Source organism: Halalkalibacterium halodurans (genome assembly GCF_005671335.1).
Taxonomy (GTDB): domain Bacteria; phylum Bacillota; class Bacilli; order Bacillales; family Bacillaceae_D; genus Halalkalibacterium; species Halalkalibacterium halodurans.
In genome coordinates this window covers 970557-991860 of sequence record NZ_CP040441.1, presented here as the reverse complement: position 1 = coordinate 991860, position 21304 = coordinate 970557, and the positions used below count along the sequence as shown (strand labels likewise).

Genomic DNA, 21304 nt, shown 5'->3' with positions numbered 1-21304 from the left:
AGGGCTATCTATCTTCTCTAGTAAAAGCCTATTTTTATATAGACTCTCTCAGTTCAAAAAAACTTTTAAAATTTATTATTATATTTCTTTCTTTTTAAGAAATAGTTTATTATAATGATTACATAACAATAATTATTATTATCTAGTTCGTGGAATTTCGACAACTAGAGTAATAATTATTTAATACTTCATTTAAAAAGAGAGGGGAAAACAAATGGACACAAATAACACAGGAAAATGCCCATTCCATCACGGCGCCACTACTAGTCCTAAATCAAGTGGTACTACAAATAACGACTGGTGGCCAAACGCGTTAAACTTAAATATTCTTCGTCAGCATGACAAAAAATCAAACCCAATGGGAGAAGAATTTGATTATGCTGAAGAATTTTCGAAGCTAGATTATGATGCTCTTAAACAAGACGTGCGCGACCTAATGAGAGACAGTCAAGATTGGTGGCCTGCTGACTTTGGTCATTATGGTCCATTCTTTATCCGTATGTCTTGGCACGCTGCAGGTACTTACCGTATAGGTGATGGTCGAGGTGGTGGCGGAACTGGTAACCAACGCTTTGCCCCTCTTAATAGCTGGCCTGACAACGGCAACCTTGATAAAGCTCGCCGATTACTATGGCCAATAAAACAAAAATACGGTAACAAGATTTCTTGGGCTGACTTACTTGTATTAGCGGGTAATGTAGCCATTGAAGATATGGGTGGACCGGTAATTGGCTTCGGAGCTGGACGCGAAGATATTTGGCACCCTGAAGAGGACATTTACTGGGGGAGCGAAAAAGAGTGGTTAACAGGGGATAAACGTTACTCAGGTGATCGTGAGCTTGAGAATCCACTTGCAGCTGCTGAGATGGGGCTTATTTACGTTAACCCTGAAGGTCCAGACGGTAAACCAGATCCTCTAAAAGCCGCTCATGACATTCGCGAGACATTTGGCCGAATGGGAATGAACGATGAAGAAACGGTTGCCCTTATCGCTGGTGGACATACATTTGGTAAGGCTCACGGTGCAGGAAATCCAGATCATGTTGGTCCAGAGCCAGAAGCAGCTCCGATTGAAGCGCAAGGCTTAGGCTGGCAAAACACATACGGCTCTGGCAAAGGTCGCGACACGATCACTAGTGGCCTTGAAGGCGCTTGGACTGCGAATCCGACACAGTGGGATAATGGTTTCTTTGATCTATTGTTTGGATATGAATGGTGGCTTACTAAAAGTCCAGCAGGTGCATATCAATGGCAAGCTGTTGATCCTGATGAAAAGGATTTAGCACCAGATGCAGAGGACCCATCAGTTAAAGTCCCAACGGTCATGCTAACTACGGACCTTGCCTTGCGTTACGATCCAGAATACGAAAAAATTTCTCGTCGTTTTCATAAGAATCCAGATGAGTTTGCAGATGCCTTTGCTCGTGCATGGTTCAAATTATTACACCGCGATATGGGGCCAAAAGTAAGATACCTTGGTCCGGAAGTTCCTGAAGAGGACTTTATCTGGCAAGATCCTGTACCAACCGTTGATTATGAATTAACTGATGCAGAAGTAGAAGAGCTTAAAACAAAAATTTTAGATTCTGGACTTACTGTTAGCGAATTAGTCACAACGGCTTGGGCTTCAGCTAGTACGTTCCGTAATTCAGATAAGCGTGGTGGAGCTAATGGTGCCCGTATCCGTCTTGCTCCACAAAAAGATTGGGAAGTGAATCAGCCAGAGCAGCTTGAAAAAGTCCTTTCAGTACTAGAAAACATTCAAAATCAACTAGACAAAAAAGTCAGCATCGCTGATTTGATTGTACTAGGTGGTAGTGCTGCAGTAGAGAAAGCGGCAAAAGAGGCTGGCTTTGATGTAACTGTTCCTTTTGCTCCTGGACGCGGCGATGCAACACAAGAGCAAACAGATGTAGAAGGATTTGCCGTATTAGAGCCTGTCTCTGATGGTTTCCGTAACTACCAGAAGAAAGAATACAGTGTAAGCCCTGAAGAACTCTTAATTGACAAAGCTCAATTGCTCGATCTAACTGCACCAGAAATGACTGTACTTATTGGCGGAATGCGCGCTTTAGGGGCTAACTATGGCGGCACACAGCATGGTGTATTTACTGATCGTGTCGGTACACTCACAAACGATTTCTTTGTAAACTTACTTGATATGGGAATTGAGTGGAAACCTGTAGATTACAACCTATATGAAGGTCGAGACCGTAAGACAGGAGAAGTCGTACGCACTGCAACAAGAGTGGATCTCGTATTCGGCTCAAACTCTATTCTACGTGCGATTGCCGAAGTTTACGCTCAAGACGATAACAAAGGAAAGTTTGTCGAAGACTTTATCGCAGCTTGGGTTAAGGTCATGAATGCTGATCGCTTCGATCTTAAACTAAACAAAAAAGCTCAATTAACAAGTAAATAAAGACCAAAAGAAACCACTGTCAGCTCAGCGACGTGGTTTCTTTTTTATCCATAATGCATCTGCCTACATCTTTAGAATCACTCCCCGAGTACGCACACGGAAATGACTGTCTTTATTCTATAAAGTCGAAGGATTCTAGAGTAAAAAGCTTTCCTATCTTAACGATTAAGTTTTGCTAGTATGACTGCATCCCACATTTAGTATTACTGCTGCATGTTGGCTTCAATTGTTTCTTGTGCTTTTTTCAAAGCTTCTTCTGGAGTGTGTGTGTGCTGTCTCAACACATCATTAAAAATATTGGTACTAAACTCATTCGCCACACTAGGGGTGTATTGTGAGATATTTATAGAATTAATTTCATCACGAACATCGAGTAATACTTCAAAAATATTCTCACCAAAGAATTGATAAAAATCATTGTCTTCTTGGAATACAGGATTATCCCAGACATCCCAACGGGGAGGATCGAACCCAAGAATAGTCCAAAGCTTTTCGTTTGCTTTTTCTGAGATTTTTGCATAGGCTAAGAAATCTTTAGCAAGTTCCTCATGGTCTGTCTGATTTGTAACAACTGTCCCTGTACCTCCCATTCCTGCTGAACGGAACCCACCTTCTTCCCATGCAGGGAGTGGCTGAATCAACATTTTTCCTGCTAGGTCAGGCATGTTATCAAGGAAGCGTCCCATATACCATATTGGCATTGCCATGGAAGCTACATTTCCAACATTCATGTATTGGTAATATTCCTCCGCATGTGGCTGCCCCCCTGGTGTCAATTCAGCTATTTCATGAACATAGATTAAATCATATAGGAATTGTAACACTTCAATATTCTCTTGAGTATCCAACGTTAAGTTTCCATTTTCATCAAAGAAATCGGATCCACGTTGGCTGACCATTTGAAACATCGGCAAGTAATCATCGGTAGGAACAGTTGTCATGACCTTCCCCGTACGTTCTACAACTTGCTTACCAGCTTCAACATAGTCATCCCAGGTTTCAATTGATTCAATATCTACTCCGGCCTCATCCATAATTTCTTTATTATAGTACATGACAGATGCACCAACATGTGTAGGGATTCCGTAATATTCACCGTCCTTGGCGTAGAGGTTAAATCGAGCTTCAACGAATTTATCAATGACGGGTTCTACATGATCATTCATTGGTAGCAGTTGCGGCACACCTTGTAAAAAATTCGGGAATCTTGACACTTCAATATCCGCTAAATCTGGTGCTCCTGAACCTGATTGTAACGCAAGCAATAAATTGTTATGCATTTGATCAAATGGGTACGTTTCTGCAACAAGCTTTATTGGTCGATCCGGAAACTCTTCATTCCAAGAGACCACCGCATCCTCAAATAAATCAACATGTTGGCCTGCAAATGTCCAGAATATTAGTTCTGTTGCTCCTTCAATGTCGTCACCAATGACCGATGTTTCATCTGCATCACTTGAAGAAGATGAACTACCACCACAAGCTACTAATACAAGCACCATAACCCCAACAAACGAAAAAAACAATATGTTCTTTCCCATTGAAATCCTCCCTATTTTTAATATCTTATAAAGTTGGTGACAGCGGAAGATCTATCAGGAGATCACCTCCTTCTAGTACCTTACGATTTTATAATTTTTGTTAACGTTTACATTTTTAATTCGTTCTCTCATCTAATTGTCTAAAGGTTTGCATCGAGAACCACATACAGCCTATTGTCGCTAAACTAACCGAAAAAAACGGAATCAATCCTGGAAAATCCAATGAGAAATAAACTACAGAAAAGACAACCAAACCACTTGCTAAAGTATAGTGCATGTTTGTCAATCCAATAATGATCGCATGGCGAATGTATGCAAACCACGTGGTTTGATAATGGGCTAATAGAGGAAAAACCCAAAGAACAACGATGATGTAAAAGAATAAAATAAAGTAGAAAGCAAACGGGATCACAAATAGTAGCTCTTCACTTGCGTTTCTGATTGCAAGGTAATTTAGATAAAGGATCCCACCAATGATCGTTAGAAACCATCCCATCAAATTGGAGCGTAAGAACTCTTCTCTATAAATTTGCTTAAAGGTTTTTCGAATATTTATATCCGTGTTTCCCATTATCCATTTTCTAGATACTCCCAATGCTGCTAATGTCGCTGGAAATACACCTCCTATACATAAACCGATCAACGTGTAATAAAACCACAGTAGGTTGATGGCAGCGATTTGCACGATCCAACGAAGGACCCGATCCAATGATAGTACAATTTGAGATCCGTTCATGAGCGATTCACCCCTCATCCTTACAATCGTCATTGGAAGCCATTAGAAAATCATCCCTTTACTCCACCAACCGTTAAACCCGCTATGAAATATCGCTGAAAGAAAATAAACAAAATAACAATCGGAACAATAGTCATAACAGAACCAGCAAGTAAAATATCATAGTTGTTTCCATAAGGGGTTAACAATGTTGCTAAACCAATAGGTAGTGTAAACATGTCATTTGACCGTAACACGACTAACGGCCAAAGGAAGTTATTCCAACTGTTTAACCCTTGTAAAATAGCCATTGCTGCTAATGAAGGTCCCATCAGGGGAAGCATGATCTTAAAAAATATACCGTATTCTGTACATCCATCAATTCTCGCAGCATCCATCAGTTCTTTAGGAAGCCCTAAAGCATATTGTCTAAAGAAAAAGACAGCAATGGGTGCCACTATCGCAGGTAAGATCACAGCAGTGTACGTATTGACTAATTGAAGTTTAATCATTAACTGGAAAAGGGGTAACATTAATATTTCAAACGGAATCATCAATATGATTAAAACGAGTAGAAAGAAAAAGTTTCTACCTTTAAAATCATATACTGCCAAGGCATACCCTACCATTGAGGAAAATAGTAGGGATAAGACAACAATCACGATTGAAATCCACACACTATTTCCAAACCATGTCCAATACAAACCAGCCTCTGTAAAGATATAAATAAAGTTATCCAATGTTAATGTACTAGGATCAAAGATTAACGTTATCCCATTTCTCATTAATTCGGTCGACGGTCGAAATGAGGCAAGTATTAAATTCAAAAGTGGGAAAACAGCAATAAATGCTATAAAGGCAAATCCAATGGTGAGTAGCCATGACAATATCGGACTAGTCTTTCGCTTCATTACTGATCCCCCTTTTTAAATGCACCCGTTAGATAAAGTTGAGTTATACTGATGACAAAAATAATTAACATTAATACAACACCAATAGCTGCCCCAAATCCCATATCATTTTGTTGTATACCTTCTTGATATAAGTAACCAACTATCGTTAAACCAATATTCCCTGGTGATCCGGCTTCCCAGAATACAAAACTTTCTTCAAACATTCTAAAGCCACCGATAACTGAAATAGTAGTAACAAAAATCGTTACAGGCTTTAAAAAAGGTAGCGTAACATAGAAAAATTTTTGTACAACATTGGCCCCATCAATATCCGCGGCCTCATATAATTCTTTCGGTACATTTTGCAAGGCAGCTAAGAAGTACAATATGTTAATCCCCATCCAACGCCATGATGCAAGAACAACCATCAAGAACATTCCGGACCAGGCATTATATCTCCATTCAACGGACTCAAGTCCGATCCAATTCAGGATTTGATTCGCTACAGCCGTATCGCTTTCAGAGAACATTAAACGAAAAACCATTCCTGCAACAATTACTGACGTTAATGCAGGTAAAAATAAGGCGGTCCTAAAAAGAATTCTAAATTTTACAACTTTTGAATTTAATAAAACGGCAAATAACATTGGGATGGAGACTAAAATCACAACGGTTAAAATCATATAGGTCGTCGTATTTTGCAATGCAGTGAAAAACGTCGGATTTAATATTCTCGAATAATTCCATAATCCAACATAAGTCACTTCACTCGGTAACACTCGTTGGAAGCTCATCACAATTGCTTGAACGGTTGGGTAAAACGACAACACTATGAATGAAAGAATGAACGGTGAAATCAATACATACGGAACTACCTTTTGAGAGTTAAAGAAGGTAAATAAACGGCTAGATTTCCTAGTATGTACCTGAACTACTTCTTGCTCTGTACCTTTTCCCGTTTTTAACATAGAACCCCCTCCTTTTTTCAAGTCTAAGTATCGTGTACGTACACGTTTTCGTGAAAACAAAACACAACAAGAAAGCGTTTACAATACAAATAAGACCCTTGATGAATTGCCTAATCAATGTTTTTCGTGTACGTACACGAAAAACAAAAAAATCAATTCTACCAGCTATTTTTTAAACTTCCCTTTCAACGAATGGTAGAAAAAGTAATAATTAAGTCAATTTAATTATACAGTAACACCCTTCCTAACAATCGTCAACCAAATTTACAAATTTTCTGACATCAGTTAAATAGACTCACCTTTTATAATTTGATAATTTAGTAAAGGAGTCGAAATGAAATGTCCATGATTAATTTTATTAACCATGCTTTCTATCGCTCTTCTTCCAATTTCATCAATTGGGTACTTTACAGTCGTCAAGCGCGGAGTTATATATTTTAACATATCAATATCATCAAAGCCCATCACTCCTACCTGTTCAGGAATATTAAAACCTTTCTCCTTTAGGTAATTCATTACTTCTAATGCATAGAGATCCGTGGAACAGACAATAGCTACTTTTCCGTCTTGGCTAAAAGTTATGTTGTCTAACTCCTTAATATACTCACTATTTTTAATAATAAGTGGTTTAGAGGTAATTCCATTACTTTTTAGACCATCATAAAAACCGTTCAGTCTCTCTTCTTGTGTGTATATATTGTTTTTTCCTAAATAGGTTAAAGGTGGACTAATATAAATAAACTTTTTATACCTTTTACTTGCAATATAGTCTACCGCCTCTTTCATAGCTTGTCGCTCTTGAATCCCTATATACTCCCATTTTTCCGATACATAATTGAAAATTGTAATAATAGGAATACCCCATTTACTTAAATTCGCTTCAAATTGCTCTCCCTTATTCACTGTGAACAAGATAATACCATCTACTTTTCGATTCACTAAATGCTCAATACAATTAAGTTCATTTTCCGGGTTTTTATCTGAAAGGGTAATATAAATAAAATAGCCTAATTCTCTAGCTTTTAGTTCAATCGCATTTAATAATTGGGCAAAGGAACGGTTATATAAATCAAACAAGACGACCCCAATCGTCATTGTTTTTCCCATTACAAGACTTCTTGCTGTGTAATCGGGTCTGTAGTTTAACTCTTTTGCTGTTTTTAAAATTTTTTCCCTCGTTTTCTCACTAATACCCGTTCGATTATTTAGTGCTCGATCCACTGTTCCAGCTGATACTCCACAAATAGTAGCAATATCTTTAATCGTTACCTTCACTGTCTCTCACCTCTAGTTAGCCACCTGAAAAATTATTCCCATAGATTTGACTCATATTACACAAGTGTTAAAAAGTAGCTGTCTATTTATGATATAAAATACACAAAAGACCCCGATTTCGCAATGATTGTTTTTACGAAACCAGAGTCAGGAAGGGAATTGTTAACGAGAACAACTTCTACGGTTTCGGTCCACATGAATGAAACCACTCATCTGTTTTGATTACTTGTTTCTGGCTACGCGAAAGCCTTGATCTGGGCCAATTCCACTCGCCTCGAATTTGCCGCGAAAGGAGATCTCGTTGCTACTGACATCGCCGAGCCAGCCACCTCCCTTTACAACCCGCAGGGAACCGCTTTCATTATCTCCGCCCAATTCCCCGTACCAATCCCAGCACCACTCTCTGACATTACCGGACATATCGAAAAGTCCTAATTCATTAGGTTCCTTTAAACCGACAGAATTGGTTTGATTGTTGTTGTTTTCGATAGTAGGCCAGCTCCAATCGCCTGATAAGTATTGATCTCCGGCATTTCTCCAATACCATGCCACTTCATCAACATTATGACTTCCGCTATATGTGTAACTTTCACTCAATTGCCCACCACTTGCAGCATATTCCCACTCTACTTCTGTCGGCAATCGGTATCCATTAGCCCCTTCATTGATCGTTACTGTCCATTTTATATGGTCGTACTCACTCTTATTATTTGGATCGAGTTCGTTTTTGTTTATGTTGTAATACGGTTCTAACCCTTCTTTTATACTTCTTTTATTACAGTACTCAATAGCGTCATACCAGCTGACCATTTCAACAGGCAAGTCGTCCCCTTTGAAATGTGAAGGGTTGCTTCCCATTACATCCATCCACTCTTTTTGAGTGACCTCATATTTCCCGATATAAAAATCGTCTATTGTTATCGTTTCTTCGTAATCATTGGTCTTCGTACTTGTAAAGGTCCCGCCCTCTACTAATACTAAGTGATCATTCGAAACAGGGTTTTCGCTGTTTACAGTCTTTACTTGCGAACAAGCTGTAGCAACAATCATCACAATTACAAGAAAAATAAATCGTTTTCTCATCGGTAGATCTCCTTTAGACGAATAGGATGAGTGATAGATGCCAACGCCCTATCACTCGCTTATGTTTGGGTCCTCCGTAATAAAAAGGGAAGGTGCGGCCATGGGCTTGTCCAATAGGACGATAGCCATTTTTCGGATAAAAGGTTGTCCTTGCTCGAGCCCCTGACCGCTCCGCTTCATTCTTCTTAATGAGTAAATCTTAAGTTCGTCACAACAATAGATTTGTTTTTAAATATTCAGAAAGTTAATTTCATCTTTCTCGTTCTACCAAACCGTTACATTCGATCTCCCGCTACTTTGATAGCCTTCTGTTGCTAATACCTGGTAAGACCAACTACTTCCCAGATTCATTCCTGCATTTCTCCACGCATTCACGTGGTTGCTAAACGTAATGCTAACGTTATTTCCAGTCGGTCTCTTCGATTGCCTCACACTCCAGAACTGTTGGAACGTTTGTGTGCCATCAATGGAAGGTGCATTGTATCGCATAGTCGTATAGATGTCATATGTTCCTCCATCACTGACAACGGTGCCTCGATGGGTTCCAGTAGGTCTGTAAGTTCCCCAATTATCAACGACATAATATTCTATGAGCTGATTCCTTGTCCACCCATAGAGAGTCAAATATCCATTTCCAGACGGTTCCCAAACACCAGCATTGTAATGGATCGTTCGATTTGGTGAACCGATTTCCCAACCTTTACCGACAACAAAGTTCCCTGTATCTCTCCATGTCACACTGTAATTTCCACCAGGTCCATTTGTAGCATTTACTGTTCCACCACCATCGGTCCAATATTGCCAATAGGTATTAGCACTTGCCGGTACTGCACTCAAACAAAAACTAATTGTAGCTGCAATTACTACCGTCAAAACTTTCGTAACGAACTTAAACATGATACGTCCTCCTCAAAATTTTTATCGTACTACTTATTTACACGTTTGTTGTCGATTTCTTGATTCAGTCCACGATTTGCCTTTTATCACATTATGGGAACTTCATACAATCACCTCCTTCATTTGGAGATTATAGTATGAAAGCACAAACATTGCAAATTTTATAAATATTAAGATTTTTACCACATTTTGATTTTGTTTTTATTTATTATATTAAAAATAGATTAGGTAATAGGAATAAATGAAGAGGTCTCATTCAGAGACCTCTTCATTTAAGGTTAGATTGAAATTTTTTACTCACAAATCCCTTATGCAAAGTACAAATATCAACCGTCTACCAATTCAAATAGTTCAACAATTAAAACGGTATCATCTCTTAAGTCAAGACCAATATCTTTCCAAGCTATCCTGTGGTCTTCTTGAAACTTACTAACATTGTCGCCATTCCCTTCACCTCGTACCAGCCTTAAATCTTGATTGCCGAACGTCGTTTCAAATACCTCTAGTAGCCTAACCGTACATCTGGCATTGCCATTTTTATCAAACACCGTAACGTTTTCACCAACTGGTTCGTAAGTTTCTTGCAATTCTTGCTCTGAATACTCTTCTTTCGGAGCACATGTCGCTGTCTTTTCTCCATTTATAATTTGCTGGATTAACATTTCACCAATTCCGTTATCATCTTCCCAACCAAAAACCATTCTGTATTTATGTTCTTTACCATCAGCCATTATAGCTCTCCATTCTCTATTTAAATAATGAATAATTTATTACCGTAATCCTGTCCACTTCTCAACTCATTCTGCTAGGGGATAATGTAAATCTTAACTTCCTTTAAACAAGAATACACTCACCGACGATGAGTGCCACTCTTATTTTTATATGGGATTGATTGTTTCAAAAACCACTCGCTTGCCGCGGGCAAGGTTTCAGCTAATCGGGGGAAAACGCCCCGATGGATCTTCAGCTCTTGCTTTTCCCGCAGGCGTCTCGTGATTTTGACCATCAACTTGACAACGTCCGTCTAGTTATACGTATACACAAAAAGGATACCTTCTGATCAAGTTAATTGTTAATTTATTTATTTCCCTTCATAAACAAGGAGTGTACAACTCTCCACCTGCGCCGTCCATGGGAACATATCCACGGGTTGAATGTTTTTCACTTTGTAGCCTGATCGCTGCAACTGTTCGACGTCCTTCGCTAAGGTGGACGGGTTACAGGATACATAGACGATCCGTTTCGGTTTTGTTTGCTTGATCGTTTTCAGTAATTGATCGTCACAGCCTGTTCGTGGTGGGTCGACAACGATGACATCAGGAATCCAACTGGACCGGACCCAAGAGGGGATGATTTTCTCGGCTTTTCCAACCTCGTATTGAACGTTTGTTATCCCTTGCCTTTTTGCATTTTCTTTAGCATCTTCAATGGCTTCAGCAATGACGTCCATGCCGCGAACTTCTCTTGCTTGATCAGCTAACCATAAGCCGATCGTACCGACTCCACAATAGGCATCAATTACTTTTTCCTTTCCTGTTAGCGCGGCGGCTCGCTTCACTTCGTTGTAGAGCTTAACCGTTTGCTTCGGATTTAGTTGAAAAAAGGCCCGTGCCGATAAAGAAAAGGAAATGTCACCGAGCGTTTCCTCAATCGTTTCTTCACCGAACAAGGAAATCGTTTCGTCGCCCATAATCAAGGATGTTTTTTTCGGATTGATGTTCTGCTGTAACGATTTCACGTGAGGAAGTCGACTTTTAATTTCTTCAACAAGCAAATCCTTCTTGGGGAAATCCTTTTTTGTTGTCACAAGAATTACTTGCAATTCCCCTGTCTCAAATCCGACCCGACTGACGACTGAGCGTAAAATCCCTGTTCGCTTCCGTTCGTTATACGTGGGGATCTGTAAGTCTTGCACGATTTGTTTTACCACTTCAGACGCTTCATTCGTTGCATCATGCTGCACGAGGCAACTAGACAGATCCACAAGCTTGTGTGTATTCATCACATACAAGCCTGCTTTCACTTGACCCTTTTCCGTCTTAAGCTGTAATTGACTTTTGTTGCGATACGCCCAAGGATCCTCCATGCCAATCGTTGGCAAAATCGTTAATGTATCTGCTCGTAACGTAGTATGCCGTTCAAAGGCTTGCTTTACGATCTCTCGCTTTTCCTTTAATGTTGCTTCATATGATAAATGCTGTAATTGACAGCCTCCACACTGGTCATAGACAGGACAAGGCGGGCTGATTCGGTCGGGAGACGACTTGCGAATTTTCCGAATAGACGCCTCGGCGAAACGAGGTTTCACATCGGTCACCTCTACAACCACTTCTTCTCCTGGAAGCGCTCCTGGAACAAACACCACATGACGCTTGAAATAGCCAACACCTTCTCCATTTATCCCCAGTCGCTTAATGGTCAAAGGGAACCGCTGTCCTTTTTTTAATACAGCATTTGTCGCTTGTTTCGTCATTTTCCTTCATACCTCTCTTTTTCGCTACGCTTCCATTATAGCATGCCCTGCAAACTTCCTAAACTTACTAGACGGGCGAGCCAATCTTTTTTGCTAGAATAATAATAGTAATAGAGAGATGAGAGGAAGTGTGAGAATGTCGATTCCTACCGACGTCGTGTCATTGCAAATTATGGCCCAAGTGTACCAGAAGAAAGGCTTGCAATCGATTTTTAAGAAAACGGTCGAAAGCCTTGTCGAGCATGTCCCTTACATAGATTGGGCCGGTATCTATATGTATGATCAGCTTGACTATAAGCTTGTGGCTGCCTCTAATTTTGAAGAGGATTTGCGCTGGGATTGCAACGGTGAATTAAAGTTTCCGATCAAAAATAATGAGGACAAAGAGGTCGGTATGCTAATTGTTCGTACACTTCAACCGATTGCCTTTGATGTGACAGATGTGAGTACGCTCGAGACTATTGCAACAGCCATCGGCCAAGAAAGCTACGCTAACTAATTTGAAAAATGTAAAAGAGCTGGAATCCGTCCAGCTCTTTTTCGCTTATAGTGGCTTAAGCTGCTTATCCAGCATGTAATCGTCAAGGCTCTTAAATTCATATCCTTCGGCTCGTGCATCATCAATGACACGTTCGAGCGCTTCGGCATTATCCTTTGAAACGGAATGAAGAAGCATGACGGCACCCGGATGAATTCGTTTCATAATTTGATCGTAAGCATATTGAGCCCCTTTTTGTTTGTCCACTTCCCAATCTTTATAAGCCATCGACCAAAAGACATTCGTATATCCGAGCTTTTCAGATAAAGCTAAGCTTCGTTCACTAAATTCGCCCCTAGGTGGTCGCAAATAGTGCATCTCTTGAATGCCCGTAATTTCAGTGAACTTTCCCTTTACCTTCTCCAATTCTCGCTCTAATCGCTCATCGCTCACATTCGGCAAACTTGGATGATGCCACGAGTGATTGCCGACAATATGACCTTCTCCTACCATTCGCCTGATCAATTCCTGCTCGGTTTCTAAGTAATGCCCCGTCACAAAGAAAGTGGCAGGCACTTGCTTGTCTTTTAGCACATCAAGAATCACTGCCGTATAGCCGTTTTCATAGCCATTATCGAATGTAAGATACAGCTCTTTCCTTGAAGTGTCACCGATAAAAAAGCCACCATATTTGTCGAGCAATTCGATGTAATGGGACTCCGTTGTTGCAGGTTCGTTGTTCCGTGACGGCTTAAAGCTCCAGTTGTACGTTTTGTTACTATAGGCCTCAACAGACGGCTGCCACACAATAAAAAAACAAACGATGCAAAAGATGAGCGCTAAAATGATTCGTTTCGTCATACGCTGTACTCCCTTTCCGATTTGTCGTTAGTGTGAGAGCACAGATTGACGATTATGCCTTCCTTTTTTAAGCAAAAACTGCAGCACCATACAGGCACCGCAGTTATCGATTAAAAGACCTTTTCTGCAAATTGTTCGAGCTTTTCAAGTGATGATTTATCGACATCTTCGTGAAGACTATTTCCATGAGAATCCATCGTCACAATCGCTGCGAACCCTTCCACTTCTAAATGCCACATCGCTTCAGGAATTCCAAATTCCATTAAGTCGACACCCTTCACTTTCTTAATACAGTCCGCATAATATTGAGCAGCGCCGCCAATCGCATTCAAATACACACCGCCATGCTCCTGTAAGGCTTTCAATGTTTTTGGTCCCATGCCACCTTTTCCAATGACTGCACGAATGCCGAATTTTTTCATAATGTCTCCTTGGTACGGCTCTTCACGAATACTTGTCGTTGGACCTGCTGCCTTTACATGCCATTCCCCTGCGTCATCTTGGAGCATGACCGGTCCGCAGTGGTAAATGATTTGTCCGTCCAAGTCGATCGGTGCATCATGATCCATTAAGTGATGGTGGATCGCATCTCGACCGGTGTGAAGCATGCCATTAATAATAACGACATCCCCGACCTTTAATTCCCGAATTTGCTCTTCTGTTACTGGCGCTTCAAGCACAACCTCACGTACTTCCGTTGTCTCAGCGGTTGCAGCGACTTGGCTTGCCACTTCATTTAAGTCGACTCGTTCACCATCTTTGTAGAGCCATTTTTTAATCTCACCGGTTTCCGCGTCTAGCTCGACGCCGAGACGACGAAACGCCCAGCAGTTGTACGCAACAGAGACAAAAAAGCTTGCTGGGAGACGGTTCATCGCCCCGACCTTACAGCCTAAAAGGGTTGCTTCTCCACCAAAGCCCATCGTACCGATCCCAAGTTTATTTGCATTCTCTAATACGTATTCTTCGAGCTTTCGCAAGTCGTCATTCGGATTCACATCATCGACTTTGCGGAACAGCTGCTCCTTCGCAAGGCTATAGCTCGTTGTCCGGTCTCCGCCAATACCAACACCGATAAAACCAGCGCTACAGCCTTGTCCTTGAGCTTGGTATACCGAGTGCATAATGCATTTACGGATTCCGTCAAGGTCACGTCCAGCACGGCCTAAACCTTCTAGTTCAGCAGGTAAGCTATATTGAATGTTTTTGTTTTCACAGCCGCCTCCCTTTAGGATCAAGCGGGCATCAATGTAATCCTCTTCCCATTGTTCAAAATGGATGACCGGCGTTCCTTCTCCAAGGTTGTTGCCACTATTTTTCCCTGTTAGCGAATCAACAGAATTGGGACGAAGCTTTCCATCTTTTGTTGCCTGTTCAATGGCTGCATAGATCGCCTTCTTCATCTCAATTTGGTTGACGCCAACGGGAACCTTTATTTCAAATGTTGGCATTCCAGTATCTTGACAGATTGGAGAGATATTTTCATCGGCCATTTTAATGTTTTCTGTTATGGTCGATAAAGAAAGTGCTGCCCGTGTTCCAGCGTTCTCTTTTGCCTTTGCTTCTGCAATCGCACGGCGCACATCATTCGGTAAATTGGTTGACGTTTCGACGATGAGTTGATACATGCTTTCCTGCAGTTTCTCCATCTTTCATCTCCCTTTCCGCTGCGGGTAGTCCATACAGACTCTATTATACGCCTAGTCAAACGATTACGAAAGATGGAACTGTAAGCGTTTTTCGTCTTCCTTTAATCTACATAATCTCGTTAAAAAATGGAAAACTAACGGTAAAAAAACGAAGGAGGTTGCTATGACTTCTCCATTTGATTCAAAGCGTAGCCTATGGTCTGGTATTTTGTTCGGCCTTGGGCTTGTGGCTTTTTTTGATGAGGCGTTATTTCACCAATTGCTTCATTGGCATCACTTTTACGACAGGTCCACAACCGAAATAGGCTTAATCTCGGACGGCCTCTTCCATGCCTTCAGTTGGTTTGCCACCATTGGGGGGTTGTTTATGTTTGCTGACTTAAAACGAAAAAAAACCTTTCAGCGTAGCTATTGGTGGGGCGGGTTATGGCTTGGGGCTGGACTCTTTCAACTGTATGATGGAACGATCCAACATAAACTTATGCGCATTCACCAAATTCGTTACGTGGAAAATGTCATTGTGTATGACTTCGTTTGGAACGTACTTGCAATAGCAATGGTCATTATCGGGCTTGTGGTACTTTTCCGTGCCAAACGAAAATCCCCCCAAGAAAAGGAGGTCAGTTATGAACGGTAATCATTCGACCCACGTTCATACGTTAGGGCTTGAAGAGCAAATCGTTCTGGCGATCCCCTTTGTCATCGGTCTTGTACTGTACCTGTTGAGTATCGTTCATTCCAACCGTTCCTATTCCTCGTGGCCTTTATACCGGACAAATCTTTGGATCTTGGGTTCCGTCTGTGCCCTACTAGCCGTCTGTGGCCCGATTGCTACTCGCTCCCATACAGACTTCACGCTACATATGGTCGGTCATTTGCTTCTCGGGATGCTGGCTCCCTTATTAATGGTGCTAGCAGCCCCTTTCACGGTCGCGTTTCGTGCCCTTCCTGTACAGCATGCCCGTAAGTTGGCCAAACTTTTAAAAAGCCGCTACATTCAAGTGATTAGTGATCCGATCGTTGCGTCCATCCTCAACATCGGAGGACTGTGGATTCTCTATACAACCCCATTGTATAATGCGATGCATGGGCATCCCTTACTTCATATTGTGATCCACCTTCATGTCTTTTTGGCAGGCTATCTTTTTACAGCTTCGATGATTTCAATTGATCCAATGCCGCACCGTACGAGTTTTACCTATCGCGGGATTGTCCTTGTCCTTGCGTTGGCAGCCCACGGAATTCTTTCTAAGTATATCTACTTCTCGCCTCCAGCCTCTGTTCCACTGAACCAAGCAGAAATGGGCGGAGTGCTTATGTATTATGGTGGAGATGCAGTGGATATTGTCTTGATCTTCGTCTTTTTTATGCAATGGTATAAGGCCGTTCGCCCTCGCACACCATTTGCCCATGAAAGTCTTTAGAAAAGCTCGGTTTATCGCTAGGCCATAATAGAGGAGGCAATCGTTTTTCTTACTCTGAAAATCCCCTTTCCGATTTTCGTCAAGGGGATCGGCTTGTTATAGAAGAGTGTTTGACTTATTGGATAATGTCTCTAAATGATTATTGCGTCCGATGTAGTGGATGAAGAAGCGGTCATCCTCTGTCCACTCGACTCGGGTAATGTTCGTATTGTCAATCCGAAACGGCCGATGGAAATTGTACCATTGTTCGCCAACGACTAGATACATAAGAAAAATACTAATAAATCCACCGTGAGATACGATCGCCACATTTTCACCTCGGTGTTTCATTAACAGCTCCGAGCGGAAATGATTGCATCGTTTCGTTAGCTCTTCTACCGTTTCTGTGCCTTCGATTCCAGAGGTTAGGATCGTAGTTTTTTTCGTCTCTGGATAGTGTTCGTAAATTTCGGCGCGAGTTTTCCCTTGGAACGGTCCGAGATGGACTTCCCGTGCAAGGGCTGTAGCCTCTACAGGTAAACCTTTCACTTGCCCGATGGCTTTCGCTGTCTCATGAGCCCGCGTTAAGTCACTGCTGTAAATGTAGTCAAGGGGGATTGCTTTGAAATAGGACCCGAGTTCTGCTGCCTGTTTTTCGCCTAATGGAGAAAGAGGAAAGTCTTCTGTTCCTTGAATTTTGCCTAGCTTATTCCCCATGGATTCTCCATGTCTAATTAAGTATAAGTTCATGTTCTCACCTATTCTCGCCTGTTCTGAGCAAAAGGCTAAGTATTATGGAAAAAGTGTAGCAGAAAGCTTTTCATTGCTCAATGATTTAGGAGAACCGTTTTAATCCTATGAAAATTTGCTTTCTAAGCCTAGAAGTAAGAAATCAAAACGCATCAGGTAGGTGATGAACATACATGTGAAGAGCATCCTTATGCTTCGTCAACGTATCAACGATGACTGGTAGAGGATTTACATAAATCGTGCGGCCATCTTTCTCTCCTACCTTTTCATCGGGCTTAAAGGCGAGCTGCTCTGTTGTTATAGAAAATTGCGCGTCAACCCCCGGTTTATTTCCTCTTGGATCAAGCCGAATCCAGCGTTGTAATGTTTGACTATATACGGCGTTGAGCCCGTGAAGCGCATACCCTTTTTCAGGTGTATCAAACAACATGAGCCGTTGATAGCAAAAGCCAGTCGGAACCCCTTGGGCGCGAAGCAAAGCTGCTAACAGGTGGCTTTTTGCATAGCAAATTCCTTCCTTTTCCCTAAGTACATCTGAAGCGGCACATGTCACCTTGTGGCTTTGAATGTCCCAAGAGTGGGAAATCTCATCTCGTACAAACAAAAAGGCTTGTTTGATTTTCCCTACTTCATCTAGCTCGTCTAAAGCCAAAGCTGCTATCGTCTTTTGGATCAACCGATGTGAATAATTAATCACCTCTGTTTCCTGCAAATAGTTTTTTAGCGCTGGCTTTTCACAATATAATTCCATCATCAATCTCCTTCCGCTATGAATATATATTCATAATAACGTATATAAATTCGTTTATCCACCTGTTCTTTGCTTAAGTCTTTTCGATTAGTAGCTTATACGTTATGATGAGATAGATATAGATTGCTTGGTAAAAGGAGTTTTTCATGTGAACACGACCCATGCTGTACCATCGATTACGCCAAACAACGACCCGTGGGAAGCGTATGATGACATAAAAATGTTTGGGAAACCGACATTAACGAATATCGAAGTGACGACAACAACGTTATGCAATATGCGTTGTGAGCATTGTGCCGTCGGCTACACGCTGCAAACGAAAGATCCAGATGCATTACCTCTCGATCTACTTCTCCGCCGCCTTGATGAAATTCCCCATTTACGGGCGTTCAGCATTACAGGTGGTGAGCCGATGCTCTCAAAAAAGTCAGTGGAGTCATACGTCGTGCCCCTTCTCCGTTATGCCCATGAGCGAGGTGCTCGGACGCAAATTAACTCCAATCTCACGTTAAATATCGAACGATATGAAAAGATTTTACCGTACCTTGATGTTCTTCATATTTCTCATAACTATGGAAGCATTAACGATTTCACAGATATTGGCTTTGCTGTCATGGAGAGAAAGCCGTCCATCGAACAGCGAGAAGCTCTATTCCATCGCATGGTGGAAAACGCGAAAATGTTGACGCAAGAAGGTGTATTTGTCTCTGCAGAAACGATGATAAACAAACGAACGCTCCCACATCTTGAAAAGATTCATGAACAAATCGTATCCATGGGGTGTCAGCGTCATGAAGTTCACCCGATGTACCCTAGTGATTTTGCGAGCGCCCTTGATGTGGCAAGCCTTGACGAAATTCGCAAAGGGATTCACCGCCTTCTTGATGCTCGTGACAAAAAGACGTGGATGCTGTTCGGTACACTTCCGTTTTATCCGTGCAGTGATCAAGAAGAGGATTTGATGCTTCTCAAACGGCTTTACGGTGAACCAAACGTAACCGTCCGTAACGACCCAGATGGGCGCTCACGACTAAATGTGAACTTGTTTGATGGAAACATTATTGTAACTGACTTTGGGGATACACCTCCCCTTGGTAACATTATGACAACGTCGTTCATCGAAGCGTATGAAAAATGGCAGCAATCTGAAATTAGCAAGAAGTTGAGCTGTCATTGCCCAATGGCAGAGTGCTTAGGGCCGAACATTTTAGTGAAAAACACGTACTATCGCGAAGTAGATTTCCATAAGCGAAAGGCAGTGCTTCATAAGTAAAAAAAAATGGTGACTCCGTTATAGGGTCACCATTTTTTAGTTATTGCGGTTTTGTACCAGAAAGGAAAGTAAATGAGAGATGATCTTGAACTGGAATCCAAGCGCCGATGCCTTGCTGAGTAACATTTTTTATTTCTAGCTTCGGTTTTCCTGCTCGGAACGTTAAATAGACCTCACCGTACGTGACCTTTCCTTTTTCATTTGCTGCCGGAACATAGCTATGCAAGTAACCGATGTGCTTCGGCTGGATGTTATACGTTTGTGCTTTCTTCGTTCCTTCCCCAATGATTGTCTCAAAAGCAAGGGGCAGGCCTGTATTTTCCGCAGCTTTGATCATCATCATTTTCATCACTGCGTCACTTTTCGGAATTTGTGCTGTCAAGCCACCAGTGACTTTCTTTTGTTCTTCTTGATTATAAGTTAGAGTTTTAACTGACTTTCCACCACGATTATCTAGCACATTTTTGTTGACACGCTGATATTCCCAATTGACGTGGGTTTCCGATGATTCATAATAGAGGGGCCATTCACCTAAATAAATGGATGCTCGAAACGCAAGAGCAAGCGGCGATGAGCTAAAAGTCGATTCGTTAAACATCCGAATCAACTCTGGGTTTTCGATTGGAACATCCGTCGAGTCTAAAAGCTGCTGTGCGAGCTCACTTGGCTGAAGACGGGGTAAATCCTGTGCAGGGTTCGGGTACGTATTTTCCTTTGCAATTGTCATCACTGAATCAGGAATTTTTATGCCTTTCTCTTCAGGGGCTTGGTCGTCACTTTCCGCAAGTGCTGGAACGGTTTGCAACGTAAAACAAAGAACAAGAGCAATGAGCAACAAACGCTTCATCTTAATTCCTCCTTGAGTAGATCATGATGATATTTCATATTGTTTTCGTTGCTCCGAAAATTATCCATCCTTTCCGTTACTCGATTTTTTTGTTACGGTGATAGAGAATAAAAGGAATAGGACGTTTCAGGAAGGAGTTCAAGATGAAACAACATCATATGTTAATCATTGGGGCTGGACGGATGGCAGAAGCAATCTTTTCAGGGATCTTAAAACGAGAAGAAAACCCTTTTCATATCACGGTGAGTAATGATAAGGACGTGACCCGGTTAAAAGAGCTAAAAAAGACGTATCCCGTCAAAACAACGACCGATTGGACAGCGATGGCAGAAAAAGCAGATGTCATTTTACTCGCCTGCCCTCCCGCTGCTCACGAGAATGTGCTAAAAAAACTATCTCCTAGTTGCAATGGACAGCTCGTGATAACGGTGGCTGCTGGCATTGGCCCAACGGACTTGGAGACCCACCTTCCGAAAGGAACACCCACTGCATGGATTATGCCAAATACGGCGGCAAGTGTTGGGGAATCAATGTCGATCTACTGTTTCGGTCAACATGTAAAAGAGAGAGACAAACAGCTTATCTCATTTATCCTTGATGCGATCGGTATGTCTGAACAGCTCACCGAATCACAAATTCATCATCTTACTGCCATTACGGGAAGTGCTCCGGCTTTTCTTTACTTTCTCGCTGAAGCATTGGAGCAATCAGCCCAATCCTATGGAGTGGCCCCTGAAAAAGCTCGAGAACTTGTCATTGGTATGATCACAGGAAGTGCCAAGATGCTGAAGGAGTATAAAGATCCAACACAACTTCGTGAACAAGTGACAACCCCTGGGGGAGCTACGGCTGCTGGATTACAATCATTGCTTCATGATGACTTCCAAGGTGCGTTGCAACGAGCGGTGCAAGCGACTAATGGAAGAGCTCAGGCAAGAGCCAACTAGAAACGTCATTAAAATTCGGTTCATCGCCCAATCCAGCAAAAACAATCGTCATTTAGCCTTCTTTATGAACCTTTTTAC

General features: G+C 41.7%; 20 protein-coding genes. 6 read left to right on the top strand and 14 right to left on the bottom strand.

Going from position 1 to position 21304, the window contains the following annotated elements:
- The first annotated feature begins 214 nt into the window (after positions 1–214).
- Entirely contained in the window at positions 215–2422 is a 2208-nt protein-coding gene (gene katG, locus FED51_RS04775) for a catalase/peroxidase HPI (RefSeq protein WP_053432582.1), read from the top strand.
- Positions 2423–2625: 203 nt separating this feature from the next.
- Here the strand turns inward: katG and FED51_RS04770 are convergent, their stop codons facing one another.
- The 9 genes from FED51_RS04770 to rlmD all read right to left on the bottom strand — a co-directional run bounded on the left by FED51_RS04770 (position 2626) and on the right by rlmD (position 12267).
- Positions 2626–3963: an ABC transporter substrate-binding protein gene (locus FED51_RS04770; RefSeq protein WP_053432581.1), complete on the bottom strand. Its 1338-nt coding sequence runs from the start codon at positions 3961–3963 to the stop codon at positions 2626–2628.
- Between the two features lie 115 nt (positions 3964–4078).
- Positions 4079–4699 carry a YesL family protein gene (locus tag FED51_RS04765; RefSeq protein WP_053432580.1) on the bottom strand — a complete coding sequence of 207 codons (621 nt, stop codon included), beginning with the start codon at positions 4697–4699 and terminating at the stop codon, positions 4079–4081.
- A gap of 50 nt (positions 4700–4749) precedes the next feature.
- Entirely contained in the window at positions 4750–5589 is an 840-nt protein-coding gene (locus tag FED51_RS04760) for a carbohydrate ABC transporter permease (protein ID WP_010897076.1), read from the bottom strand.
- On the bottom strand, positions 5589–6539 hold the full coding sequence (locus FED51_RS04755) for a carbohydrate ABC transporter permease (RefSeq protein WP_053432579.1): 951 nt from the start codon (positions 6537–6539) through the stop codon (positions 5589–5591). Before FED51_RS04755 ends, FED51_RS04760 begins: the two co-directional genes overlap by 1 nt.
- 285 nt (positions 6540–6824) lie before the next feature.
- On the bottom strand, positions 6825–7814 hold the full coding sequence (locus FED51_RS04750) for a LacI family DNA-binding transcriptional regulator (RefSeq protein ID WP_053432578.1): 990 nt from the start codon (positions 7812–7814) through the stop codon (positions 6825–6827).
- Positions 7815–8036: 222 nt separating this feature from the next.
- On the bottom strand, positions 8037–8897 hold the full coding sequence (locus FED51_RS04745; protein WP_053432577.1) for a formylglycine-generating enzyme family protein: 861 nt from the start codon (positions 8895–8897) through the stop codon (positions 8037–8039).
- Between the two features lie 264 nt (positions 8898–9161).
- Positions 9162–9794 (bottom strand): glycoside hydrolase family 11 protein, encoded by a 633-nt coding sequence (locus FED51_RS04740; protein WP_010897072.1) that lies wholly within the window; start codon positions 9792–9794, stop codon positions 9162–9164.
- Positions 9795–10120: 326 nt separating this feature from the next.
- The gene (locus tag FED51_RS04735) at positions 10121–10525 is read right to left on the bottom strand and encodes an ASCH domain-containing protein (RefSeq protein WP_053432576.1); all 405 of its coding nucleotides are present in this window, start codon (positions 10523–10525) and stop codon (positions 10121–10123) included.
- A gap of 350 nt (positions 10526–10875) precedes the next feature.
- Positions 10876–12267, bottom strand: a complete 1392-nt coding sequence (gene rlmD / locus FED51_RS04730; protein ID WP_010897070.1) for a 23S rRNA (uracil(1939)-C(5))-methyltransferase RlmD — start codon at positions 12265–12267, stop codon at positions 10876–10878.
- Between the two features lie 136 nt (positions 12268–12403).
- Here rlmD and FED51_RS04725 point away from each other — a divergent pair, with 136 nt between their 5' ends.
- Positions 12404–12766, top strand: a complete 363-nt coding sequence (locus FED51_RS04725; RefSeq protein WP_010897069.1) for a GAF domain-containing protein — start codon at positions 12404–12406, stop codon at positions 12764–12766.
- A 45-nt stretch (positions 12767–12811) separates the two neighbouring features.
- Here the strand turns inward: FED51_RS04725 and pdaA are convergent, their stop codons facing one another.
- Entirely contained in the window at positions 12812–13606 is a 795-nt protein-coding gene (gene pdaA, locus FED51_RS04720; RefSeq protein ID WP_010897068.1) for a delta-lactam-biosynthetic de-N-acetylase, read from the bottom strand.
- Positions 13607–13716: 110 nt separating this feature from the next.
- Positions 13717–15255 carry a fumarate hydratase gene (locus tag FED51_RS04715; protein ID WP_010897067.1) on the bottom strand — a complete coding sequence of 513 codons (1539 nt, stop codon included), beginning with the start codon at positions 15253–15255 and terminating at the stop codon, positions 13717–13719.
- A 163-nt stretch (positions 15256–15418) separates the two neighbouring features.
- Here FED51_RS04715 and FED51_RS04710 point away from each other — a divergent pair, with 163 nt between their 5' ends.
- Both FED51_RS04710 and FED51_RS04705 read left to right on the top strand, forming a co-directional pair.
- Positions 15419–15892, top strand: coding sequence for a DUF2243 domain-containing protein (locus FED51_RS04710; protein ID WP_053432575.1), 474 nt, complete (start codon positions 15419–15421; stop codon positions 15890–15892).
- Positions 15882–16679 carry a cytochrome c oxidase assembly protein gene (locus tag FED51_RS04705; protein WP_010897065.1) on the top strand — a complete coding sequence of 266 codons (798 nt, stop codon included), beginning with the start codon at positions 15882–15884 and terminating at the stop codon, positions 16677–16679. The genes FED51_RS04710 and FED51_RS04705 overlap by 11 nt, the downstream gene beginning before the upstream one ends.
- Positions 16680–16775: 96 nt before the next feature.
- Here FED51_RS04705 and FED51_RS04700 read toward each other — a convergent pair whose 3' ends face one another.
- Positions 16776–17408 carry a histidine phosphatase family protein gene (locus FED51_RS04700; protein WP_041820325.1) on the bottom strand — a complete coding sequence of 211 codons (633 nt, stop codon included), beginning with the start codon at positions 17406–17408 and terminating at the stop codon, positions 16776–16778.
- 142 nt (positions 17409–17550) lie between these two features.
- On the bottom strand, positions 17551–18159 hold the full coding sequence (locus tag FED51_RS04695; RefSeq protein ID WP_053432574.1) for a transglutaminase-like domain-containing protein: 609 nt from the start codon (positions 18157–18159) through the stop codon (positions 17551–17553).
- Between the two features lie 148 nt (positions 18160–18307).
- Here FED51_RS04695 and yfkAB point away from each other — a divergent pair, with 148 nt between their 5' ends.
- On the top strand, positions 18308–19432 hold the full coding sequence (yfkAB, locus tag FED51_RS04690; protein WP_053432573.1) for a radical SAM/CxCxxxxC motif protein YfkAB: 1125 nt from the start codon (positions 18308–18310) through the stop codon (positions 19430–19432).
- A gap of 40 nt (positions 19433–19472) precedes the next feature.
- Here yfkAB and FED51_RS04685 read toward each other — a convergent pair whose 3' ends face one another.
- On the bottom strand, positions 19473–20279 hold the full coding sequence (locus FED51_RS04685) for a YfkD famly protein (protein WP_053432572.1): 807 nt from the start codon (positions 20277–20279) through the stop codon (positions 19473–19475).
- Positions 20280–20422: 143 nt separating this feature from the next.
- Here FED51_RS04685 and proC point away from each other — a divergent pair, with 143 nt between their 5' ends.
- Positions 20423–21226 carry a pyrroline-5-carboxylate reductase gene (gene proC / locus FED51_RS04680; protein WP_053432571.1) on the top strand — a complete coding sequence of 268 codons (804 nt, stop codon included), beginning with the start codon at positions 20423–20425 and terminating at the stop codon, positions 21224–21226.
- Positions 21227–21304: the final 78 nt, after the last annotated feature.

What these genes read in the sequence shown, in the direction of transcription:
- katG (WP_053432582.1), top strand. Translation starts at nt 215, where the DNA reads ATGGACACAAATAACACAGGAAAATGCCCATTCCATCACGGCGCCACT.
- FED51_RS04770 (WP_053432581.1), bottom strand. Translation starts at nt 3,963, where the DNA reads ATGGGAAAGAACATATTGTTTTTTTCGTTTGTTGGGGTTATGGTGCTT.
- FED51_RS04765 (WP_053432580.1), bottom strand. Translation starts at nt 4,699, where the DNA reads ATGAACGGATCTCAAATTGTACTATCATTGGATCGGGTCCTTCGTTGG.
- FED51_RS04760 (WP_010897076.1), bottom strand. Translation starts at nt 5,589, where the DNA reads ATGAAGCGAAAGACTAGTCCGATATTGTCATGGCTACTCACCATTGGA.
- FED51_RS04755 (WP_053432579.1), bottom strand. Translation starts at nt 6,539, where the DNA reads ATGTTAAAAACGGGAAAAGGTACAGAGCAAGAAGTAGTTCAGGTACAT.
- FED51_RS04745 (WP_053432577.1), bottom strand. Translation starts at nt 8,897, where the DNA reads ATGAGAAAACGATTTATTTTTCTTGTAATTGTGATGATTGTTGCTACA.
- FED51_RS04740 (WP_010897072.1), bottom strand. Translation starts at nt 9,794, where the DNA reads ATGTTTAAGTTCGTTACGAAAGTTTTGACGGTAGTAATTGCAGCTACA.
- FED51_RS04735 (WP_053432576.1), bottom strand. Translation starts at nt 10,525, where the DNA reads ATGGCTGATGGTAAAGAACATAAATACAGAATGGTTTTTGGTTGGGAA.
- rlmD (WP_010897070.1), bottom strand. Translation starts at nt 12,267, where the DNA reads ATGACGAAACAAGCGACAAATGCTGTATTAAAAAAAGGACAGCGGTTC.
- FED51_RS04725 (WP_010897069.1), top strand. Translation starts at nt 12,404, where the DNA reads ATGTCGATTCCTACCGACGTCGTGTCATTGCAAATTATGGCCCAAGTG.
- pdaA (WP_010897068.1), bottom strand. Translation starts at nt 13,606, where the DNA reads ATGACGAAACGAATCATTTTAGCGCTCATCTTTTGCATCGTTTGTTTT.
- FED51_RS04715 (WP_010897067.1), bottom strand. Translation starts at nt 15,255, where the DNA reads ATGGAGAAACTGCAGGAAAGCATGTATCAACTCATCGTCGAAACGTCA.
- FED51_RS04710 (WP_053432575.1), top strand. Translation starts at nt 15,419, where the DNA reads ATGACTTCTCCATTTGATTCAAAGCGTAGCCTATGGTCTGGTATTTTG.
- FED51_RS04705 (WP_010897065.1), top strand. Translation starts at nt 15,882, where the DNA reads ATGAACGGTAATCATTCGACCCACGTTCATACGTTAGGGCTTGAAGAG.
- FED51_RS04700 (WP_041820325.1), bottom strand. Translation starts at nt 17,408, where the DNA reads ATGAACTTATACTTAATTAGACATGGAGAATCCATGGGGAATAAGCTA.
- FED51_RS04695 (WP_053432574.1), bottom strand. Translation starts at nt 18,159, where the DNA reads ATGGAATTATATTGTGAAAAGCCAGCGCTAAAAAACTATTTGCAGGAA.
- FED51_RS04685 (WP_053432572.1), bottom strand. Translation starts at nt 20,279, where the DNA reads ATGAAGCGTTTGTTGCTCATTGCTCTTGTTCTTTGTTTTACGTTGCAA.
- proC (WP_053432571.1), top strand. Translation starts at nt 20,423, where the DNA reads ATGAAACAACATCATATGTTAATCATTGGGGCTGGACGGATGGCAGAA.